Here is a 13,355-nt window from a genome sequence, read left to right as displayed (position 1 = left end):
ATCCCTCCTTTATGCTTTATGAAATGCGAGTGTTTTAACAACGACGGGAACGACCCCTGAATGGACGGGCTTCCCAATATCAATATAATCACTGGTGTTGACATAAATTTGATCAATACAAATGATGTTTTTCGTGCTTGTTTTTCGTTTTAATGTTTGGCCAAGAACCTTCGCGTAATCGGATTCTAAAATCACTATAATCGTGTTACTGCTAGACCAATGTTGTAAGATGCACTCAGCCATTTGCCCAATATCATGAAACTGTAGATACGGAATGTTTTTTAAATAGAGGGCGTAATGGGTTTCTTCGCCGTCGATCTGATAAAGTTGTTGGGCTGTTGAAATGGCCTCTCGAATTTTTTCTTCTATATTTGCGTGTGTGTGTTGGAAATCGCATGTGTATACCGGGATATTTTTTAATGGCAACAAGTGTTCGTTTACTTCGATGGTGGAGCCACTTACTTCCGTTGATTGTACACCTGCGCCTGTTACGGTCGCTCGGACAGTTTCAAGTGGCTTTAGCCATTGAAACGCTTGTAATGACGAATCTTGCAAAAGGGCGTGTGCAATTTTTTCGCCAATATCGTCAAATGCATTGGATGTTTCAACTTCCTTCAATTCCGGATACAAAAAGCGCGCGACACCTCCTGAAAACATAAGGCAGTCAATGTGTTCTGACCAATTCGGTACGTGTCCGAGAAGGAGAGGGATCTTGTCCGTATCTTGTTCGCCACGTAACACGGCTTTTAAACTGACTAGCATGTTTTCGATGACCCATTGCTCGGTGGCGGGATTTTGTGGTGAATTTAACCGTATCGTTCGTTGATGGTTTGCGAATAAGCGTTGAATGGCGGGTGCGACACTAATGAGCCGACCTTGCGCATATTCCATCAACCTGCCTCCTAAATGGAGTGTGACAGTACCGATAACCTCTCCATGCTTTAAAACCGCAATATTGGTTGTCCCACCACCAATATCAATATTTGCGATGACTTTGGATGTTTGTTTCGAGTAAGTTACGGCGCCAGATCCTTTTGCCGCTAACACGCTTTCTAAATCTGGCCCGGCTGTTGCCACTAAAAATTCACCTGCCGCATCAGATAAGTAATGGATCAGTTCGCTAGCATTTTGTTTTGTGGCGGTTTCACCGGTAATTAAAATCGCACCAGCTTGAATATCGCTTGGGTTGACATTCGCTAATTGATATTGTGAAAAAACAATTTGCTCAATTTGTTTCGCATCAATCGTAGTGTCATCGAGTAAAGGCGTTCTAAAAATCGGACTTTTATAAAGGACGGTTTTATCGATAATTTCCACTCGTGGGACATGGGTTCGGCCCGCTGTGTTTTGCAACACAAGTTGACTGATGATAATTTTCGTTGTACTTGTGCCGATATCGATCCCCGCACTTAAAATCGTGTCCGTTTGTTGAGCCATCCTTTACCCCTCCTTTAAAAGAAAAGATGCGGATCCTTCGCTTGTTCCACATATGCTTTCATTTCATTAATTGTTTGACATTGTACAAGGCGCCGAATATGCTCTACTCCGATGTTTTCGATGGCAGAGGTCACTACAATTGGTGCCTGTCCAATGGCTTCTTGTAAAAGGGTTGTTGCGCGTGTTATATCCGCTATATCAGCGTCACATTTGGTAATGACACCAATCGGTAATTTTGAAATTCCTGTTGCGAAAAAGGGTGGGAAATTCGACAATGTGCGCGTTGCATCTTGTAAATAAATAATGTGTGTTGCCTCAAAAGACGTGGCGATAATGTTTTTGTAGAATAATGGATTTTCCAAATATTCACCAGGTGTGTCAATAATCCAGTCTTCATAATTGAGCGCCTGTGTTTTCACTGCATCGAGTGATTTCTTTAAGAGCGCCTTCGTTAACGTAGATTTTCCAGAGCTTACCGCACCGATAATCATTAATTTATTCATTCGTGTCCCTCTAGGATTTTGTTATTTTTGAACCGGTGTACCCTAAGTTTTCTTCTAAAAAACGGTTAATTTCGATGAGCGCCATTTCAACTTCTGACACACTCCCAACGATGACGAAGCTCCCTGTAAAGCGATCTAAAAATCCAATCCGAACATTCGCCGCTTTCGTTGCAAGATCCCCCGCAATAATCACGGTTTCACTAGGTGTTAACGTCATAATGCCTAATGCACCGGACTCTTGAATGCCGAGTTTCTCTAGTAAATCACGGTCTGGATTCGCAATGACGTGACTAAGCGTTAGTTGCTTCCCTGGTACAAACTCTTGTATGAACCTTCTTTTTTCTTCCGCGATTGTCATCACCTTCTTTTCTTACGGTCATTCATTCTTCCCTTATCTTATGATAGTGTGAGGAGGCGAATGCCCAGTTCCTTACGCGAATGTCAGTAAGTTATGAAATTTCAATTAACTGATAAATACTAAATTAATACGTAAAAAATAAAAAAGCAATGAATTACTAAAATTTTCAGATTTTCATAGAAAAGAGACGTGGGAATAGTATTGATAGACCAGTAATTAAGTTATAGTAAAATAGATAAAAGGTGCGAAATAAAGCTAATTAAGGATGTTTTATAGGTTTTTTAACTTTATTAAAATAATAATTTTCCTCACAGATGTTTTGCGGTTTTTCTCGTATTTTGTAGTGAAATTGCACAAATCTGCTTTTGAAAAACATCTTTTTTTTAAAAATGTTCAATTTTTGTAAAAGACTGAATATTGTATATTTTTAAAAAAGCCAAGGGGGTCACACACATGCAAACAAGTGGAAAAGTGAAATTACCAGAAGGGAAAAAAGTAGCAGTTAATATTGGCGTCGATTTTGATGCCGCATCAGTATGGTATGGAACATTCAATAAAATCTCACCGGCATACCTAGCAAGGGGCGAATTTGGAGCAGAAGTTGGAGTACCAAGATTATTAGACTTATTTAAAAAGTATGAGATTCAAACAACTTTCTGTATTCCAGGTCACACAGTGGATACACACACAGATGTCGTGAAACGCATCATTGGCGATGGTCATGAAATTTGTCATCATGGCTATGCGCACGAAAATCCAACTGATATGTCTTTTGAAGAAGAAGAAGCGATTCTATTAAAAGGATTAGAAGCGTTAAAGCGAGTAGGGGTAACGCCAGTCGGATATCGCTCACCGGCTTGGGATTATAGCCCGAATACATTAAAACTATTAGAAAAACACAACTTTAAATATGATAGTAGCTTAATGGGGAATGATCTACATCCATATCGTCCACGTGAGGTAGTAGTTGATTTTGATAATGGCAATACATTTAAAGAGCCAAGTGATGTAATCGAAATTCCGGTATCTTGGTACTTAGACGATTTCCCAACACAAGAATATGTAATTGGTGGCGGTGAAGGAATGCGCTCCAACACAGAAGTTTATGAGCGTTGGAAATCCATTTTTGATTACGCTGTTAACAATTTAGACGGTGCTTGCTACGCGCTAACGGTGCATCCACAAACGATTGGACGAGCACACAACATTCAGATGCTTGAAAACTTAATTATTTATATGAAAGAAAATGGCGCTTATTTTACGACGTTAGAAAATATCAGCAAATCATATTACGAAAAATAAATCGGAGGTGAACTCAATGGATGTAAAAATTGCAAATGTACAGTTTCAGTTTAAAAAATATGAAAGTTTCAGTGATTTTGAAAAGCAAATTCTAGGAATCTTTGAAAACGTACCAAAAGATTGCGATTATGTGTTGTTTCCAGAACTGATGACAATCGGCTTATTAACGACATTTGAAGGGTATGAAAACTTTACAAGTGCCGATAACGATAAGTTGCATGTCTATCTAGAAGAGTACATTAACTTGTTTAACTCGATTGCAACGGAAAGAAAACAAGCCATTATTGCAGGAACAACGATTGAAAAAGAAGGCGAACAGTACTATAACACTGCCTATATTTTTGATGGGAAAGGTAGTTATGCCAAACATCGAAAAACGCATATTTTCCCTGCAGAAGCAGCATGGAAAACACAAGAAGGCGACGTGTTAGATGTGTTTGAGATCGGACCAGCAAAAATTGCCGTCGCAACCTGTTACGAAATTGAAATTCCAGAGATTCCGACGATTTATAGTCGAAAAGGTACTGAAATTATTTTTTGTCCGTCTTATACGTTTACGGAGCATGGATTCTGGCGAGTGCGTCATTGTGCCGAATCCAGAGCAATCGAAAATCAAGTTTACGTCGTGCATTCCCCGATTATCGGAAATATCGAAGGGTCTGTAGAGCCAGGGTTTGGGAAATGTTCAATCATCACACCATGTGAGCCGCCTTGGGTAGCTGATGGGATTGTCATTGAAAGTCAAGTTGATACAGATGATGTACTCGTAGCCACGTTAAACATCGATACCCTTTACGATCGACGAGCAAACGGTGTCGCGACGACGTATAATGACCGATTCCGAAGAAAAGCGTTATACCAAAAATATGAAGAGGTGATGAAATGAGAAAACACTTACTATTTTTATTAACAATGGTCCTACTCGTACTGGCTGCTTGTAGCAATACGGGGGAGACAGTCAATACATCCGCACCAGCAGAAGGTGACAGCAAAGAAGCAGCAAGTGGCGATAAAAACGATATCGCAGTTGCCTACTTCTCTGCAGGTGCAAGTAACAACTATTTACAAACAGGGATTCAAGAAGTAGAAAAAGTAGCGGCTGATTATGGCTGGAAGGTAGATGTGTACGACGGTGGATTTGATCCATTAACACAATTAAACCAAGTGCAAAATGCGGTAGCACAAGATAAATACGATGCATTCTTAATTGAAGCTGTAGATGGAAATCAACTATGTGATATTGTCCAAAGCCAAGTGCTTCCAAAGGGCATTGCGGTATCAGCCATCAATATTGAACTATGTGGCGCGATTGATGCAGCAGCAGAAGGCACATTAACGTTCGTTGGTGGACAAGGTGTCAACATTTATGAAGACATTTATAAAAACATCGTGGAAAACAATCCAGATGGCGGAAAAATTGCGGTGATCGGTGGTCCATCAACAGGTACACCATACTTAAATAACATTAAAGGAATGGAAAAAATCATTGCACCAGATGACAAATGGGAAATTGTTGGCCCATTTTCAACAGACTACACAGCCAACCAAGCATTCCAAGTAGCACAAAACGCAATCCAAGCAAATCCAGATTTAAAAGTGATTTTCTCGAACTACTCGGGTATGACAAACGGTGTAGTAGAAGCGGTAAATGCAGCTGGTAAAAAAGGCGAAATCAAAATTTACGACTTTGGTGGCGATGAGTGGTCATTTAATGCGATCAAAAATGGTGATATCGAGCAAACGGTGATTATGTTACCAAAAGAAGAAGTTCAACGTGGAATGGAAGCAATTAAATTACACTTTGAAGGAAAAGACGTACCAACTTTCTACGATTTAACAACAGAAGACATTCTTCCAGGGACACCTTATGTGAACAAAGACAATATCGGAGACTTTGAAGCAAAAGGATTACCTGAATATTAATGTGAGGGGGGATTTTATGAGTAGAGATTCAAACTTTATCCTCATTCAAAACTTGTCAAAGAAATTTGGGGATTTTTACGCAAACCAAAACATTAACATCTCTATTCCCCAAGGCGATTGTCATGCGTTTATTGGACAAAACGGTTCTGGGAAATCAACGCTCATCGGAATGCTTTCTGGTCGAATTACGCCAACAGAAGGACAAATTTTCGTAGACAATGAGGAGCTCCATTATGGAGACCCTCATAAGTCTAGGGAAATCGGGATCGCAACCATTTTTCAAGAGTTAACGATCATACCAGAAATGACAGCGTTAGATAATGTATTTCTAGGCTATAAAAAGGATTCGAAGCTGTTTGTGAACAAAAAGCAACGCGTGCAACGTTTTAAAGAACTCGCTGACATGTTAAATACGACAATTTCACCGAATACATTAGCGAGCAGTTTATCCATCGCCGAACAACAAACGCTCGAAATTATGCGATGCTTAAACTTAAACTCGAAAATTTTAATTTTAGATGAACCAACGTCTTCCTTGGCCCAGTCTGAACGTGATGCACTATTAGAAACGTTGTTAGGGTTAAAAGAACGAGGCATTACTATTATTTATGTGAGTCATCATCTCAATGAAATTATGCATATTTGTGATTCGTTCACGATTTTAAACAGTGGGAATGTCATTGAACATACGACGATTGATGGATGGACGAAGGAAAAAATCGTTCACAGTATGCTTGGGGAAGAAGTCGATAGCGATTTTAAAAAGCTGCTCGATTCCGAATATCCGAACCAACAACCGTTCGATGAAGTGTTATTTACCGTTGAAAATCTAAGTAGTTTTGACTTTCTGAAAAACATTTCCTTTCATATTAAAAAAGGCGAAATCTTAGGATTAGGTGGCCTAGTTGGATCGGGAAGAACGGCCATCGCAAGCACATTATATGGACTTGGCGCCAAAGTACAAGGGAGAATGATACTCGAAAATCAAGAAATTAATATACCAAAATCACCAAGAGAAGCCATTCAACGAGGCATTGTGTTAGCTCCAGAAGATCGAAAGAAAATCGGGCTCCATTTAGATTTCGAAGTCCATGAAAATGTGAACATCATTGATTTGCCAAGAACGGGGAAAGCGACGTTCTTCTCGAAAAAAAAATCGAAACAGTTAGCAAGAGAGTATATGCAAGATTATAAACTGACAAGACCGATCGAATCACGAGTGAAAAATCTGTCAGGTGGAAATCAACAAAAAGTACTCCTTTCCAAAGTGACGAGTGTCAATCCGAAAATCTTAATTGTAGATGAGCCGACAAGAGGCATTGACTTAGGTGTGAAATTGGAAGTGTTAAGAAAATTAAAGGAATTAGCCTTAACGGGTGTGAGTATTATTGTCATTTCCTCTGAACTAGAAGAAGTGGTTGCGGTTAGTAATCGGGTACTCGTTGTATCCCAAGGAGAAATTGTCAATGAGTTAGAAGGAGACAATATTTCCGTGAATAAAATTATTGAATCTTCATTTTTAGAAAGGAGTGAAGTACATGGATAATAATTTACTACAACAAGAGTCCGTTAAATTATCCCCACTGAAACAAATCAACTTTAAAACGTTATCGTTAAAATATGGGGTAGTGGTTGCGTTTCTTACGCTAATCGTCGTATCGTCCTTTTTATACACAGGCTTTTTAAACCCAACAAATATTTTCAACATGTTAAGCCAGCTTGCCATTATCGGGATCATGGCTGCGGGAATGACCTATGTCATGATTACAGGTGGACTCGATATGTCGGTGGGGGGGATTTATGCCGCAACAGCCGTAGTCGCAGCGAGTTTAGTCGATACGTCCTCCATCTTAGTAGCCGTGTTAGTCGGATTATGTGTTGGCTTAGTTTCCGGTTTAATTAATGGGGTGCTTGTAACAACATTAAAGGTTCCACCGTTTGTTGCGACATTAGGAACAGGTTCGGTCTTTACGGGATTTGCTTTAGTGTATTCCAATGCCCAACCATTTTTCGTGAAAAATCCGGATTATAAATTTTTTGGATCGCATTATATCGGTGCAATTCCTGTCTCTGTCATTATTATGTTCGGAATATTCATAATATTGGGGATTTCATTAGCTTACACATTGTATGGGAAATCCCTTTATGCCGTGGGTGGAAACAAAGAAGCAAGCCATCTGGCAGGGTTAAAAACGAATAAATTAATTTTAAGTACGTACATGATTTCCGGTTTATGTGCCTCGATCAGTGGGATTATCTTATCTTCTCGTTTAGCACAAGGGCAAGCCAATATTGGTGCTTCGATCACGCTTGATGTCATTGCAGCAGTCGTAATTGGTGGGACATCGTTATCAGGTGGTCAAGGTGCGATTTGGCGAACGTTTATCGGTGGCAGTATTTTAATTATGATTTCCAATGTACTAGATAGTCTTTCCATCAGCAGTTATTGGCAACAAATTTTTAAAGGGTCCATCATCATCATTGCGGTAATGATCGACTTTTACGGTAGAAATTATCTTCAAAATAAAGGAGGATCCTAATGAGATTACAAGACAAAGTAGCCGTGATTACCGGTGCAGGCAATGGTCAAGGATTAGCAGAAGCAACGTTATTTTTGAATGAAGGGGCCAAGGTTGTCGCAACAGACATTAACCTTGACAACTTAAAAGCATTAGAAAATCAATATAACGAAAACGTCCTGATTCTTCATCATGATATTTCCAAAGAAGCAGACTGGGATGCAGTAATTAACAAGACAATGGAACAATTTGGTCGGATTGATATTCTCGTAAACAATGCCGGTGTTCCATCACGTGCTTCCGTACAAGACGAAACATTAGAAGGTTGGAACCTCGTTATGGATATTAACTCAACAGGAACATTCCTAGGGGTTCATAAATGTTCGAAAGTTATGATGCAACAACAGTCTGGAAGCATTGTGAACATTTCTTCGGTATATGGCATTATCGGGGAAAAAGGGTATGCCTCCTATCATGCATCAAAAGGAGCGATTCGTAGTTTAACAAAAGCCTCTGCGCTCGACTTAGCAGAATACGGCATTCGCGTTAACTCTGTTCATCCAGGCATGATCGAGACAGAAATGACACGAGACTTATTTGAAGACGAAGAAAAGTCGGTATGGATGAAGGAAATTACTCCACTACCGGCATTGGGAAAGCCAGAAGATGTCGCGTATGGCGTGCTTTATTTAGCAAGTGATGAGGCGAAATTCGTTACTGGTAGTGAACTGGTGATCGATGGTGGTTGGATCGCAAAATAAAAAATGACATCTGAAGGAGAGATTTTATGCAAGAATGCATTATTATCACAGGTGCAGCGACAGGAATTGGAAAAGCGACAGTAAAAAAGTTTCATAGCGAAGGATATACCATTATCGGTTGCGATATAAATGTCGAACAAGGTAGGCAATTGGAAGTGGAATTTGGAGAAAAGGTCATGTTCTTTGAATTAGACGTTACCAAAGAAGGAATGTGGGAAAATTTAAAAAACTATATAATAGAAAAAAATTATCATATTAAAGCGTTATTTAACAACGCCGGAATCTTCATTATGAATAGCTTAGAAGAGACAACCGAACAAGAATACAATCAGATGTTTGATATTAATGTAAAAGGGTGCTTTTTCGGTCTAAAATACATCGCCCCAATCCTCTATCAACAACAAGGTGGGTCCATTATTAATGCTTCCTCTAATGCGGCTTTATTTGGCGCAAAAGGGTTGGGGATCTATGGCGCAACAAAAGGGGCAGTCCGGACGCTAACAAAAAACGCCGCGATGGAATACGCCCCGTATGTGCGCGTCAACTCCATTCATCCGGGATACATTCACACGCAAATGATCGAATATGCGGCAAAAGTATCGAATAAAGAGCCCATTGATCAAGCAAAATTTGTGCCGTTAAAACGCCTGGGAAATACAGAAGAAATTGCGGAATTGGTCTACTACTTAAGTAGCGACAAAGCTTCCTATATTACAGGAAGTGAACTAGTCATCGATGGTGGTGTAGCAGCTGGTCAATCAATTTGGGAAGAAGAGTCATAAAAGAATACAAGGTGGTGGGACTATTTATTATTTACCAATTAAATATAAATATATGATCCTTGCCACCTGCGTCTTTATCATCCCGTATATTATTTTAATGTACGGTTATATTGTTCAAACCGAAAATCAACAAGAAGAAATCTATATTAAAAGTAAATTAGAAACATTAAAGAAAACCGACTACCTTTACTCCAGTTTATCGAACGAAAGTGTAAATAAAGTGGTTTTTCATGAGTTACTAATCTCTAGTTTAAATGGTTATGCAGACATTATTGTTTTAGATGAAAGCAAACAACATGTTTTGTTTACGAATAACAATCACATTGTCACAAAACCAAAGTATTTTCGCGCGTTAGATGAGTCCGCATACAAAGCGTATAAAATTGAGTACCTTAAGGTGGATCGGGTGCTGATGTATTCGTATGACAAAGAAACGAAGAAGTATTACATCATCATCGAGCCAACGAAAAATGCCTTTGACGACATTAAACAAAACTCTCAAAACATGCTGATGGTCATCGCATTATCCATTGTTTTGTTACTTGTTATTATTTATATTTATTCGAATAAAATCAGTTCAACCTTATATACCTTAACGGATATCGTCAAAAATTACCGAAGTCAAAATATATTGCCACAATCTGAAATTCAGTCAAACACAAAATTTTATGATGAATTGTATAAAATCGAAAATGAAATCTATGAAACGATTAATTATTTAGTAGAAAGAGAAAATGAACAAACGAAAGCGTTTTACAAATCCAAGTTAGAAAATTTACAAAATCAAATCAACCCACATTTTTTATATAACACGCTTGAAAATATTAACCAACTTGCGATGATGAATGATATAGAAGATATATCAAAGCTAAGTAGAGGTTTAGCGAATTTATTTCGCTATAATACCGAAGATCGAAACCCTATTACTACAGTGAATAAAGAACTTTATATTATTTCGGAATACATCAAAATTATGAAAATCCGATTTCCGAGTATTGAGTATCATGTCCATATCCAGGACGACGATTTGGTCGAGACGGAAATGCTGAAATTTACGTTGCAGCCGATTGTTGAAAATATTTTCAAACATCAATCAATCCGAGACCATTTTGAAATCAATATCGATATTCATGCATGGGACACCCATCGAATTATTGAAATTTACACGAACCAGTCTATTGATATGGAGATTGATTTGAGTAAAGTGAATCATTCCATTAATCATGAAAGAGAAGACGGATCTGGTATCGGTTTATATAACGTGAACAAACGAATTCAGCTACATTATGGAGACGATTATGGTATCTATTTGAAGATGCGAGAAAATCGAATTCTTGTTAGTACTGTAGTATTGCCGCTTTAAAGGAACGATACTTTAAGCTTAAAGGGGTGAAAAACGATTGATGAATCTATTTATATTAGAAGATGAGGCGTTTATCCGGGATGGTTTGGAATTTTATTTTAAAAAGAACTTCAAAGAACAATTGAATATTTTTTCTTTTTCGAACGGAGAGGAATTGATGAGTACGTCAGACGAGTTGGTTCCTGATATCGTCATATCCGACATTAATCTTCCAGGCATCAATGGCATTGAAACCGTCCGTTCATTGCAAGAACAATACGACTTTAAAGCGATTTTTCTTTCTGGTTATAACGACTATCATTATTTACGCTCAGCCATCCATTTAGGTGTAGAAGATTATCTGTTAAAACCAGTGGATTACGTGTCACTAAAAAAACTCGTACTATCGTATATTGATGATAAACAGAGTAATTTATATGAGAAAAACAAACGCTTCTTAATCAATATGATCAACAACAATCCGTTAAATGAGGACGTAGCACAACAGGTAAAAGAGTTGGAATATGCGTATTTTCATGTGTCCCTTCACTCCTTTTATAAAGAGTCGAGGGTCCCGATTAACGCAATTGCGTACACCATCCCTTTATTTGATGAAGAAATTATCGTCGTCAATGCAATGAGCAAAGTCAATTGTACGTGTAAGTATTGCTTCTCCTTTCATGGGGAAGAAATTGAGCGTTTATCAAAATATGTGAAGGATTTACTATTGCTAAAAGACATTCATATGAAACAAAAAGAGCTCTCTCACCAATTTAATGACTTCTTTATTAACTTTAATAATCCAAACGAAATGAAAGACTTGCTTGAGAAATTGGAACAGGCAACGACGACAAAACAAAAATCTGATATCATTCTTGTCTTTTTAATCCAATATATGAGTAATTTTAAAGACTTGAGTAATTTTGATTTGTTGAAAAAAATTGCGAACCTCTCTACGCAAAATTATTTGACTAACGAAGATATCGAGACCATCATCGCCAACTATATAAAACCACTCATTTTAAATCTCACAAAAGATTCTTCTTCTGAGAGTTTATTTACAAAAGAGGTTATTCAATTTATTGATGTGAATTTTAAAGATCCGGCGCTAGACTTGAATTATTTATCTTCTATTTTCAATAAAAGTAGTGCGAACCTCAGTATTATCATCAAGAAAGCACTACAAAAAAACTTTACCGTCTATTTAAATGAATTGCGAATTGATCAAGCCAAGCAATTGCTGGCGGATACGAAAATCAAAATCAATGATGTCAGTCGTGAGGTAGGATATAACAACGATGAGTACTTCACCAAAGTGTTCAAAAAATATACCGGTGTCACCCCGCTAAAATTTCGTAACTTGCATACCCCTTAATATAGATTGGAGCGTCAATGATTCATGGTGCTCCTTTTTTATGTATAAAAGTTGCTAGAATTGGAAAGTCTATCACTATCCCCTTAGTAAAAATAAATTGTTTTGTTTGGTTGAGCTGTCCAATCTGGATGGCTCTTTTTTTGTTTTTCTCCATTTTTAGACACGGATTGTCTGTATTTGTAGAACGATTTTTAAAGGAATAAACACGTTTGTTTCGAATTGTCTATAGTTGAGGGCAATATTGTAGCAGATATCGCTGTTATAACAGATATAACAATGGATTGATGTATAGACTTAGAAATATTGATAATAGAAATGGAGAATTAGAATGAACCAGCATAGCACACTTGATATTCAAATCATGCAGTACATCAATAAGTTTATGAAAAATACACAGGGAAAAAATCCAGAAGAGACGAAAGTGGAAATTAGCGGGGAACTGTTAATTATATTTTTAAAAGGCACGTTGGAAAAAGTAAAATATCCAATGGTAAGTGACGAAAGAAAACGGGGCCTTGAAGAAATTGTAGGTTTAAAAATCATTGATAGTTATGATTCTTTCACGATCGATCAAGAAGCCGCATGCAGTGTTTATATATTTGAAAAAACCATTAAAAAACCACAAAGAAGGGTTCCGGCATGTTAGTCAAAGTTTGTATGAAACGAGGGGGTGCTATGAGATTTTTGTATAGCATGTCCTCGTTTTATTTTATCCAGTCATATCTCGGAACCCCCTATCTTGTAAACCTCTTGTTATGGAAGTGATGCGTGCTATAACTGATATATCACTGTTTCAAAAGAAAAATAGTTTATAGAAATAGTTAAATCAATTATAGTGTTTGCAAGGGATTTTCACTTCGGGGGATTTTTAATAGGGGACTATCTATTAATCAAGTAAAAAAACGTAATAATGCCACATTAGAATCTAACAAATAATACATTTCGCCGAGACAAAGCATGATATGCTCCCCAATAGGTAGACAGATGAAAAAACAAAATCTGTTTATCTATTGGGGGGTATTTTTTATGGGGCGAAGTAAGCATACGATTGAA

At 37.8% G+C, this 13,355-nt stretch carries 13 protein-coding genes; 10 read left to right on the top strand and 3 right to left on the bottom strand.

The window, feature by feature from the left end:
- Positions 1–9: 9 nt before the first annotated feature.
- The 3 genes from EK386_RS18560 to eutS are packed head-to-tail and all read right to left on the bottom strand — an operon-like array spanning position 10 to position 2,292.
- The gene (locus tag EK386_RS18560) at positions 10–1,437 is read right to left on the bottom strand and encodes an ethanolamine ammonia-lyase reactivating factor EutA (RefSeq protein ID WP_126660675.1); all 1,428 of its coding nucleotides are present in this window, start codon (positions 1,435–1,437) and stop codon (positions 10–12) included.
- A gap of 14 nt (positions 1,438–1,451) precedes the next feature.
- Positions 1,452–1,940 carry a EutP/PduV family microcompartment system protein gene (locus EK386_RS18555; protein WP_126660674.1) on the bottom strand — a complete coding sequence of 163 codons (489 nt, stop codon included), beginning with the start codon at positions 1,938–1,940 and terminating at the stop codon, positions 1,452–1,454.
- A 10-nt stretch (positions 1,941–1,950) separates the two neighbouring features.
- The gene (gene eutS / locus EK386_RS18550; RefSeq protein ID WP_126660695.1) at positions 1,951–2,292 is read right to left on the bottom strand and encodes an ethanolamine utilization microcompartment protein EutS; all 342 of its coding nucleotides are present in this window, start codon (positions 2,290–2,292) and stop codon (positions 1,951–1,953) included.
- Positions 2,293–2,751: 459 nt separating this feature from the next.
- Here eutS and EK386_RS18545 point away from each other — a divergent pair, with 459 nt between their 5' ends.
- The 10 genes from EK386_RS18545 to EK386_RS18500 all read left to right on the top strand — a co-directional run bounded on the left by EK386_RS18545 (position 2,752) and on the right by EK386_RS18500 (position 12,948).
- On the top strand, positions 2,752–3,600 hold the full coding sequence (locus EK386_RS18545; RefSeq protein ID WP_126660673.1) for a polysaccharide deacetylase family protein: 849 nt from the start codon (positions 2,752–2,754) through the stop codon (positions 3,598–3,600).
- 16 nt (positions 3,601–3,616) lie between these two features.
- Positions 3,617–4,486, top strand: coding sequence for a nitrilase-related carbon-nitrogen hydrolase (locus tag EK386_RS18540; RefSeq protein WP_126660672.1), 870 nt, complete (start codon positions 3,617–3,619; stop codon positions 4,484–4,486).
- Positions 4,483–5,523, top strand: a complete 1,041-nt coding sequence (locus tag EK386_RS18535) for a sugar ABC transporter substrate-binding protein (protein ID WP_126660671.1) — start codon at positions 4,483–4,485, stop codon at positions 5,521–5,523. Before EK386_RS18540 ends, EK386_RS18535 begins: the two co-directional genes overlap by 4 nt.
- Positions 5,524–5,539: 16 nt before the next feature.
- Complete coding sequence (locus EK386_RS18530) at positions 5,540–7,069, top strand: sugar ABC transporter ATP-binding protein (protein ID WP_126660670.1); 1,530 nt, start codon at positions 5,540–5,542, stop codon at positions 7,067–7,069.
- On the top strand, positions 7,062–8,063 hold the full coding sequence (locus EK386_RS18525; RefSeq protein WP_126660669.1) for an ABC transporter permease: 1,002 nt from the start codon (positions 7,062–7,064) through the stop codon (positions 8,061–8,063). The genes EK386_RS18530 and EK386_RS18525 overlap by 8 nt, the downstream gene beginning before the upstream one ends.
- Positions 8,063–8,803, top strand: coding sequence for an SDR family NAD(P)-dependent oxidoreductase (locus EK386_RS18520; RefSeq protein ID WP_126660668.1), 741 nt, complete (start codon positions 8,063–8,065; stop codon positions 8,801–8,803). The genes EK386_RS18525 and EK386_RS18520 overlap by 1 nt, the downstream gene beginning before the upstream one ends.
- Before the next feature lie 26 nt (positions 8,804–8,829).
- Complete coding sequence (locus EK386_RS18515) at positions 8,830–9,585, top strand: SDR family NAD(P)-dependent oxidoreductase (protein WP_126660667.1); 756 nt, start codon at positions 8,830–8,832, stop codon at positions 9,583–9,585.
- Positions 9,586–9,682: 97 nt separating this feature from the next.
- Complete coding sequence (locus EK386_RS18510) at positions 9,683–10,948, top strand: sensor histidine kinase (protein WP_158674471.1); 1,266 nt, start codon at positions 9,683–9,685, stop codon at positions 10,946–10,948.
- Between the two features lie 40 nt (positions 10,949–10,988).
- The gene (locus EK386_RS18505) at positions 10,989–12,302 is read left to right on the top strand and encodes a response regulator transcription factor (RefSeq protein ID WP_246027729.1); all 1,314 of its coding nucleotides are present in this window, start codon (positions 10,989–10,991) and stop codon (positions 12,300–12,302) included.
- Positions 12,303–12,630: 328 nt separating this feature from the next.
- Positions 12,631–12,948 carry a Na-translocating system protein MpsC family protein gene (locus tag EK386_RS18500; RefSeq protein ID WP_126660664.1) on the top strand — a complete coding sequence of 106 codons (318 nt, stop codon included), beginning with the start codon at positions 12,631–12,633 and terminating at the stop codon, positions 12,946–12,948.
- Positions 12,949–13,355 lie beyond the last annotated feature (407 nt).

Source organism: Lysinibacillus antri, assembly GCF_003977595.1.
In the GTDB taxonomy this organism is placed as follows: Bacteria; Bacillota; Bacilli; order Bacillales_A; family Planococcaceae; genus Ureibacillus; species Ureibacillus antri.
Note: the sequence above shows the minus strand (reverse complement) of the source record. Positions and strands in the feature narration are given on the sequence as shown.